The sequence below is a fragment of the Paenibacillus zanthoxyli JH29 genome (genome assembly GCF_000520715.1).
GTDB lineage: Bacteria > Bacillota > Bacilli > Paenibacillales > Paenibacillaceae > Paenibacillus_AQ > Paenibacillus_AQ zanthoxyli.
The window spans coordinates 1-2413 of sequence record NZ_ASSD01000134.1; the positions used below are offsets into that span (position 1 = coordinate 1).

The window sequence follows — 2413 nt, forward strand, 5'->3', positions numbered from 1 at the left end:
GAATGGATTTTCTTGAGCTTCAACTGTTTCCGCAACGAACCTTCCCGGTCCTGGGGATCCAGCGATGTCCTGGCATGGCTGATCATCAGATTATAGCCGGCGAAGAACACGATCATCAGTGCTTGCACGATGTTCATCATGAACACGGTCCGTACGGATTTGTAAGTGTACTGATCCGATAAGCCGTTCGGCCCCATATGCGTCGCGAACGACTGTGGAATCGCGTTCCATCTCACAACGACAAAGAAGATGCATAGCGCCATCACGGCGACATGCGCTGAATACCACCAAGAGCTCAGCACCGAACCATGCGTTCGGCCGACCAAGAGGCTTGCTGCGCGCTTCGTCTGCACGGCAACCTGCCAGCCTCTGGCCGCCTTCAAGCGTTGCGCGGACATCCGGCTGATCCGAGTGGCGAAGACCGACACAACCATTAAAAGCAAGATGGCTGTCGCCCAATACAGGATACTCCGACTCGTCGTTTGATGACGCGTCACTAAAAAGCAAGCTACTCCGATGACGATCGCAAAACCGCCGGTGAGCAAAACGTAATTCCGGCGAATGCCTCTCACTCCCGTATCCTGCAGGACCTCCGCCGGCAGCGTGATGCCGAACAGCAGGGTCCGCAAGCCGATATAGGCCTGTATGCTGATCATCAACGCGATAAACAAATAAAAGATGGATATGAGTATCGTCTCCAGTACAGTCAACGCTGTTCCCCTCCCCGATTTGTAATGGTATTCCGGTACACCGACCTGCTCTCCTGCGTGAATGCCTCTTCCGACATGCCTCGTACAGCAGCTGCTGCCGCAAGAGACCGCAGCTGCTGCCGGAGCTTCTCTTCGAAAGCCTCAGTCACGCCGGGCATCCCGTCGGGCTGAACGATAACGCCCTTTTTCCGGTGTACTTGAAGAAAGCCCTCCTGCTTGAGCAAATTGTAGGATTTGTTGACGGTATGAAGATTGATCCCCAAATCCTCCGCCAATCTCCGGACCGATGGAAGCGGATCCCCCGGCTTCAACTCGCCAGACGCGATCCCTTCGATCAATTGATCGACTAACTGCGCGTAAATCGGAGTTTCAGATTGCAGATCGAGCTCTATGAACAAGAATATCCCTCCTTATTGCAGTTGCTGCGCGTCTTCAGGAAGCTAGGAGGCCGATAATGCCGTACAGAAGCAAGTCGGCCATCATATGAGCGACCATTGCGTATTCTAAGCCTTTGCGGCTGGCCTTCGGAAGCCCTTCGAGCGAATAGGGCATCAGCAGCGCACCGGCAATGGTGCAGGCGATCATTAACCATGCGCGATTTTGATATGTCGAAGCCGTTTCATATTGTACTACTCTCCTTATCTGTTATATTACATGTATAACACATATGGAAATGACAAACAAGATCCAGTTGTAGATTCTTCCATTTTGCTTAGTTTCAAGCTTGTCTCCGGCGGCATAAAATATCCTCTATCGTACTTTTCAACATTTTCATGAATCTTCCTTTCATTAATTTCTGCGCTGATTTGCCGAAAATCGGACGGAACAAAAAAAGCCTTTCATCTCCACTAAACAGAGACGAAAGACTGTGACACCTTACGCGGTACCACTCCGAATTCATGCCATAGTCGGCATGCATTTCACGGATCGGGTTTCCCAAAACGTACAACCATTGTATTTTCCTGATGATAACGGTCAGGCCCCGGCTCCACCTACTTTACTGGTTCAGCGAGCAGCTCCAAGGCGAGTTCCGATTTTCTCCACGGCTGTTTCACACCGTCCAACAGCTATCTGTTCGCTTAGAAAATCGCACTAATCCTTTTCAACGTAATTGAATATATTAGGGTTAATGTTAAATCACTTGTTCGAATACTTTAAAAGTAATTATTTATTCTTTTCGACAATGTTAGAATAATGGAATCGTATATCACGAATGGATTATCTGAACCGCCTGAGGTGGTGGCACAACAATTGGGAATTTTGTTAGAGAGGAATCTATAAATCGTTATAGTTCTACATATTCTAGGAACTTCTGATCTCCCCCGTACAAAATCCGTTTTTCCAAATCAATCCCCTCTTTTAGCATATAAAAAAGCACCTCGAAGAGAGCGGCGGTTACCGCACTTCTCCCGGTGCTTCCAAGTGCGAATTGATTAGCACTTTTTACATCAATTAGGCTCAATTGTGGAGTCTGGCTATTCCATTCGTTTCTCTCGTTCTATTTCTTCACAAATCGAAATGTTGTACTCTTCTTCAAGGGGATGGATGGCATATCTTTCCGCGCTTCATTGACGGTACCAGGTGTACAGTGAAAGTATTAGACTCACTCCAGAAAACTGAAACAGCGACAACTATGGATGAGAAAATAAAGTCCTTGACTGTCGTAGTTTTTATTAAACTAACGTTCTTCGTTAGCCTCCGCC

General features: G+C 47.9%; 3 protein-coding genes and 1 other annotated feature. All 3 genes read right to left on the bottom strand.

Going from position 1 to position 2413, the window contains the following annotated elements:
• The coding region (locus L691_RS27930) for a hypothetical protein (protein ID WP_036735463.1) at nt 1-710 on the bottom strand (710 nt) is incomplete at its 3' end.
• Entirely contained in the window at nt 707-1108 is a 402-nt protein-coding gene (locus tag L691_RS0105460; protein WP_025689256.1) for a GntR family transcriptional regulator, read from the bottom strand. The genes L691_RS0105460 and L691_RS27930, both read right to left, overlap by 4 nt.
• A gap of 34 nt (nt 1109-1142) precedes the next feature.
• Nucleotides 1143-1295 (bottom strand): hypothetical protein, encoded by a 153-nt coding sequence (locus L691_RS31840; protein ID WP_156934175.1) that lies wholly within the window; start codon nt 1293-1295, stop codon nt 1143-1145.
• 266 nt (nt 1296-1561) lie between these two features.
• Nucleotides 1562-1825 (bottom strand) — a binding site (T-box leader).
• Nucleotides 1826-2413 lie beyond the last annotated feature (588 nt).

Coding starts and splice junctions, on each gene's coding strand:
- L691_RS31840 (WP_156934175.1), bottom strand. CDS start 1,295: ATGATCGCCTGCACCATTGCCGGTGCGCTGCTGATGCCCTATTCGCTC.